This window comes from Nocardia sp. NPDC003345, assembly GCF_053589395.1.
This window is the reverse complement of record NZ_JBSFRU010000367.1, coordinates 1-6,034: the sequence shown is the minus strand read 5'-3', so window position 1 is coordinate 6,034 and position 6,034 is coordinate 1. Positions and strand designations below refer to the sequence as shown.

Here is a 6,034-nt window from a genome sequence, read left to right as displayed (position 1 = left end):
GGCGTCCTGGGTGACCAGGGTGCCGGGGGCGGCCTCACCGGTGACGGAGACCGTGACGTCGGCGGTGACCTCTTCGCCGCGCTTCACGATCAGCAGATCGGCGTGCTCGATGTAGCGGTGGATGGGGTGCACCACGACCGATTTGGTCAGCGCGAGCTGCTTCTTGCCCTCGATGTTCAGGTTCAGGACGGCGTTGGTGCCGTGCTGGCGCAGGATCGCGGCGAACGACAGCGCGTCCAGCGACAGATGCTGGGGATCGGACTGATGCCCGTACAGGACCGCCGGAACGTTGCCCGCACGGCGGGTGCGGCGCGCGGCGCCCTTGCCGAACTCGGTGCGGATCGTCGCTTCGAGAAGGTTGACGTCGGACATGACTGAATAACTCCTACGGCTCTACCGGGCGTGTGGGCGGTGCCAGGGATATCGCGCCCCTGGTCGGTGGTCTGCTCGTCAGGCGAAGACCGAACGCAGACGGCCGGAAGCCGGGCCGCGTCGATCACGGTGCCGCAGATATGCGAACCCTCGCCGAGACAACCCGAATACTGTAACTCAGCTCCCGCATAAGTCCTGAATCGGGTGGTGGGCGACACGACGAAAAGCCGGTCGGGCACGTCACGTACCCTGGACAGGTTGCCACCTTCCCCGCCTCGCCGAAAGGGTTTTCCCGTTGACCGCCTCTACCGAGGGCTCCGCCGCGCCCACTGTGCGCGGGTTGGCCGCCGAGGTGTCGCGGCGCCGCACTTTCGCCGTCATCTCCCATCCCGACGCGGGTAAATCGACCCTCACCGAGGCGCTGGCGCTGCATGCCCGCAAGATCTCCGAGGCCGGGGCCATCCACGGCAAGGCGGGCCGTAAGTCGACGGTGTCGGACTGGATGGAGATGGAGAAGGCGCGCGGGATCTCGGTGAGTTCCACCGCCCTGCAGTTCAACTATCGCGCCGCCGGGTCCGATATCGACCATGTCATCAACCTGGTCGACACCCCCGGTCACTCCGATTTCTCCGAGGACACCTATCGGGTGCTCACCGCGGTGGACGCCGCGGTGATGCTGATCGACGCGGCCAAGGGTCTCGAACCGCAGACGCTGAAGCTGTTCCAGGTGTGCCGCCACCGCGGCATCCCGGTGATCACGGTCATCAACAAGTGGGACCGCCCCGGTCGTGCGCCGCTGGAACTGCTCGACGAGATCGATGAGCGGATCGGCCTCACTCCGACCCCGCTGTTCCTGCCGGTGGGTATCGCGGGCGATTTCCGCGGGCTGCTGCGCCGCGGCGCCGACGGTGCGGCCGGCGAGTACATCCACTTCACCCGGACCGCCGGTGGGGCCACCATCGCCCCGGAGGAATCGTTGAGCCCGGACGCCGCCGAGGCGCGGGAGGGCGCGGCCTGGACGACGGCGGCCGAGGAGAGCGAGCTGCTGTCGGCCACCGGTCAGGACCACGACCAGGAACTTTTTCTGGCCGGCCAGACCTCCCCGGTGATCTACGCCTCCGCGATGCTGAACTTCGGCGTCCGGCAGTTGCTGGAGACGCTGGTATCGCTGGCGCCCGCGCCGGGTTCCCGCGCCGCGGCCGACGGCACCCCCCGCGAACCGGCGGACCCTTTCAGCGCGGTCGTGTTCAAGGTGCAGGCCGGAATGGATACCGCGCATCGCGACCGGCTGGCGTTCATGCGGATCGTCTCGGGCGAATTCGAGCGCGGCATGGTGGTCACCCACGCCCAGACCGGCCGCCCGTTCGCGACCAAGTACGCGCTGACGGTGTTCGGCCGCGAACGGGCGACGGTCGATACCGCCTATCCGGGCGATGTCGTGGGGCTGGTGAACGCGACAGCCCTGGCTCCGGGGCACACGCTGTTCGTGGAGAAGAAGGTGGAATTCCCGCCGATTCCCTCGTTCGCGCCCGAACATTTCGCCGCTCTGCGCGCGCGGAGCGCGGGTAAGTACAAGCAGTTCCGCAAGGCGATCGATCAGCTCGACTCCGAGGGTGTGGTGCAGGTGCTGCGCAACGACGCCCGCGGCGACGCCTCGCCGGTGCTGGCCGCTGTCGGCCCGATGCAGTTCGAGGTGGTGACCGCCCGGATGCAGGGCGAGTTCGGTGTCGAGACCCAGCTCGACCACCTCGCCTATACGATCGCCCGCCGCACCGACGCCGAATCGGCGCCCGAACTGGACCGCCAGCGCGGGGTGGAGGTTTTCACTCGCAGCGACGGCGCCGTGCTGGCGATTTTCAGCGATAAGTGGCGCTTGCAGTACATCCAGAAGGAAATGCCGGAACTCACGCTCGAACCGCTGGTGGCAGCGGCCGACTGACGACCGGCCGCCCGGTCAGCCGACCGCTCGTTCGTCCGGGCCCGGGTATTCCTCGTCGAAGCCGGTCTGCTCGGGTTCCGCGCGCTCGCTCGCACCCGGGTGATCCCGGGGATCGCGTTCCACGGCTTCGACCCCGCTCGCCTGCTGGATCAGCCCCCACCGGTTGGCGGTGAGCCGCAGACTGGGCAGATCGCTGAGCGAGAGCACCACCTCGTAGGTGCGCTGATAGCCGGTATGGGAGATACGCCACTGGCCGTCGTCGCACCGGATGTAGTCGTCGGTGTAGAAAGCGGCGCCTCGCAGCAGCATATTGTTCTCGGGAATGAGTACGGTATCGGACAGGTACCAGATTCCCTTGGCCCGATCCCCGTTCACATCGATCTCGGGATGGTCGCATCGATGTTCGGTGATCACATGCGGCCCGAGAGTATTGCGCATGAATGTGAGAAATGCGTCCCGGGATTCGAACTGCAGATATTCGCTGTAGGTGGCCGTGGCCTCCGGGATCATCGTATCGGCGAAATCGTCCCAGAGTTTTGTGTCCAGGGCGCGCAGATACCGGAATTTGAGGCGATGGATAGCGAGGACATCGTCGGAATCGCCCGCTGTTATCGGGCGCTGATCGTTCGGCCGTGACGGCCCCATCGTCAACGGCACGTCTGCGTCGGGCTCGAGCCGCGGTGGGAGCGAGACGTCGAGTCCGGCTCCCAGCGCGGCGGCGAGCGCGGCACCGGAGAAGGCCATGGTTTCACTGCTCTGGCCCGGCCGCCGCGGAAACCCACCCGGGCGCGGCCCGGGATCGTTGCGCTCCTCGCCCTGGTCCATCTCTCCACCATCCCACCTGAAATGGACAAATAGGGAGGTTATTCAGGTTTGCATCGGATTGCTATACAGCGACGGCGGTATTACGGGATCCGGATTTCACCCGCTCAGCGGGACAAAACCGCTGGTAGACCCCGTGGAGCGACCTTTCGATCGGGCCGGAAATCAGAGCCGGTCGCCGTTGCCGATTGTGAAGCAGGTGCGACAGAAATCCTCGCCGAACTCGGTCAGCCGCAGGCTTTTGCGCACGATTTTGGGCGCCCGGCCCGCCTTTTTCAGGGCGGCCTCCACGATGGGCTGGACCTCCAGGACCATATAGCGGCTCAGCACCACCGGATCGTCGGAATTCTCGGTGAGCCCGAGCCGGCTGAGATTGATCAGATAGGAGCGGGCGCGGTCCATGTACCGCACCCCGGCCTGTTCCGGGACCGAGGTGAGCCCACCGGCGATCAGTTCGGAGCCGATCCCCAGCGGGCGGTTGGTCCGCACGTCGACGGTCGGCTGGGGTCCGTTGAGTGCCATGTAGCGCAGGACCCGGGCCTCGTCGGGGGCCAGTTCGTCCAGAATCCGGTCGTAGGCGGGGTGCACCTCTTCGGTGAAGTACACATCCGCGGAGCGGGCCAGCAGCGCGTCGCCGCGTTTGCGGAGTTCGGCCACCGTGGACGACCGCAGATAGGAGCCCACCGCGACGGTGTGCTGGGCCGGGGTCTGCCCGGTGGGGACGTAGCTGACGATCTCGCGCACCGACCCCTCGGTGACACCGAGCGCGCTGCGCGCGATCGACCGCAACGCGTTGCCGGTGCGTTCGGCGATCTCGGCGGAGGACTCCCCGTCCAGGGCCGCCTGGGTGATCTCCCGGGTGACCTCGTAGGAGGTCTCCACCGCCCACTGGCCGCCGCGGACCACACTGCCCGCGGCCAGCCCGGCGGCCCGGAACACCCCGCGGATGAGCCGCGCCTCGTTGCTGATCTGGCGCTGTTCGACATCGGCGCTGCGTTCGACGCTCGAGGGCGGGCGGCGCACGACGCTACCGGGCGCCGGGTCGCTCGCGGCGCGCCGCCGGGTCGCGTCGGTAGCGCCGGTCCGCGCGCCGTTGCCGGTGACGCGCCGGCCGGTCTCCGGCGCCGGGCGCCGATCCGTATCCGGGACGGAACTCCGCTCGGCGGTCGGCGAGCTCCGGTCCAGGGCCCGGGACCCGGCCCGGGGGAACTCCTGTCCGGTCCTGTCGTCTGCCACGTCTACTCCGATATCGCCAGATGAACGAATCCGCTCACCGATTATTGCCCATTCACCGTGATCGCCCGGCGCCGGACCGTGAATCCGGCGCACGTCTGAGACACTAATGTGCCGCGCCCGGACGCGCTGACGACGCCGGCCATCGTCGCGGTGCGATGGGTGCCGGGAAGTGGTGCTAATTTCGAGGTCCCGGTGAGGCGCCGACCACCGGGAGCAGGAGGGTCTGTCGTGTTGGAGAGTGTGTTCGGGGTGCACCCGACGATCCTCCTGGAATTGATAACAATTCCCCTGTTCACCGGAGTTATCGGGTACATCACCAACTGGACCGGCGTGCTGATGCTCTTCCGGCCGATCGCATTTCACGGTATCCGGGTTCCCGGCCTGCGCTATCTGTACCCCTATCTGCCCAAGCGGATCCAGATCCTGCCGTTGCTCAGCCACGACGGGCGGTTCGGATGGCAGGGCATCGTGCCCTCCCGGGCCGACAAGATGGCCAGTATCGCCGTCGACAAAGGACTTTCGAAACTGGGTAGCGTCGCCGATTTCTACCGGGAGCTGGAACCGGACGCGCTGGCCGAGCACCTCGCCGGCACCGCCGAGACGCAGATCCGCGATATCGTCGAGAACATCCTGCGCCGCGACCATCCGCAACTCTGGTACAACCTGCCGACCCAGGTCCGGGAGATGGTGCACGAGCGGGTACGCCAGCAATTGCCGGATATCCTGCGGGAGCTCACCGAGGAACTCGGCGCGAACATCGATCAGTTGCTCGACGTCAAGCAGATGGTCATCCGCTATTTCCAGGCCCGCCCGCAATTGCTCAATCAGCTGTTCCAGGTGCTGGGCGCCAAGGAACTGCGGTTCATGCAGAATTTCGGCCTGTACTTCGGTGCCCCCATGGGTGTGGTGCTGGTGGGCATCCTGCACCTGACCGGCTGGCCGACGCTGGCGGTACTGCCCATCGGCGGGGTCATCATCGGCTGGGTGGTGAACTGGGTGGGCCTGAATATGATCTTCGCGCCCGCCGAGCCGAAATGGTGGTGCCCGTGGCGCCAGGGACTGCTGATCAAACGGCAGGACGAAATCACCGCCGGTTACGCCGAACTCGTCTCCACGCAGGTGATGACGGTGGCCAATATCGGCGACGAACTGCTGAACGGCCCGAAATCCGACCGCACCCTGCAGATGCTCGAGGACACCCTGCGACCCGCCGCCGATCGCGCCCTGGGCCCGGCCCGCGGCGCGGTGAAGCTGGTCCTCGGCAGCCGCGACTACCAGTCCCTCACTCAGACCCTCACCTCCGAGGCGATGGCCATCGCGCCGCTCGCCTTCGCCGACGAGGACTTCAACCAGCGGCAGGGCAAACAGATCAGCGCCTACATCTCCAAGCAGATGTCGGAGCTGTCACCCAACGATTTCGTCGATATGCTGCGGGCCGCCATCAAGCAGGACGAGTGGCTGCTGTTCGTGCACGGCGGCGTACTCGGGCTGTTCGCGGGATACGCGCATATCCTGGTCTTCGGAACGGGGGTGGCGACGACATGGCTGTGAACCGGGAGCCGGAAGAGTCCGGCACAGAGCCCAGGCGGACCGGGCCAGGCGGGCCCGCCGCCACGGTGCGTGCGGTCGGCGGCGTGGCGCGCGTAGCGGCCTCGGCGGTGTCGG

5 protein-coding genes are annotated in these 6,034 nt (G+C 67.1%); 2 read left to right on the top strand and 3 right to left on the bottom strand.

What is annotated here, in order from left to right:
* On the bottom strand, positions 1 to 372 hold a 372-nt coding region (locus tag ACWDU1_RS28140), incomplete at its 3' end, for a 50S ribosomal protein L25 (protein WP_450003037.1).
* Positions 373 to 667: 295 nt separating this feature from the next.
* Between ACWDU1_RS28140 and ACWDU1_RS28135 the strand changes: the two genes are divergently transcribed.
* A complete protein-coding gene (locus tag ACWDU1_RS28135) occupies positions 668 to 2,311 on the top strand; it encodes a peptide chain release factor 3 (RefSeq protein ID WP_450003035.1) in 1,644 nt (547 codons plus the stop codon).
* A 15-nt stretch (positions 2,312 to 2,326) separates the two neighbouring features.
* On the opposite strand, the gene ACWDU1_RS28130 is transcribed toward ACWDU1_RS28135, so the two are convergent.
* Both ACWDU1_RS28130 and ACWDU1_RS28125 read right to left on the bottom strand, forming a co-directional pair.
* A complete protein-coding gene (locus ACWDU1_RS28130; RefSeq protein WP_450003039.1) occupies positions 2,327 to 2,956 on the bottom strand; it encodes a nuclear transport factor 2 family protein in 630 nt (209 codons plus the stop codon).
* A gap of 342 nt (positions 2,957 to 3,298) precedes the next feature.
* Positions 3,299 to 4,369, bottom strand: a complete 1,071-nt coding sequence (locus ACWDU1_RS28125) for an Abi-alpha family protein (RefSeq protein ID WP_450003033.1) — start codon at positions 4,367 to 4,369, stop codon at positions 3,299 to 3,301.
* Between the two features lie 228 nt (positions 4,370 to 4,597).
* Here ACWDU1_RS28125 and ACWDU1_RS28120 point away from each other — a divergent pair, with 228 nt between their 5' ends.
* Positions 4,598 to 5,920, top strand: coding sequence for a hypothetical protein (locus ACWDU1_RS28120; protein ID WP_450003032.1), 1,323 nt, complete (start codon positions 4,598 to 4,600; stop codon positions 5,918 to 5,920).
* The last annotated feature ends 114 nt before the right edge of the window (positions 5,921 to 6,034 follow it).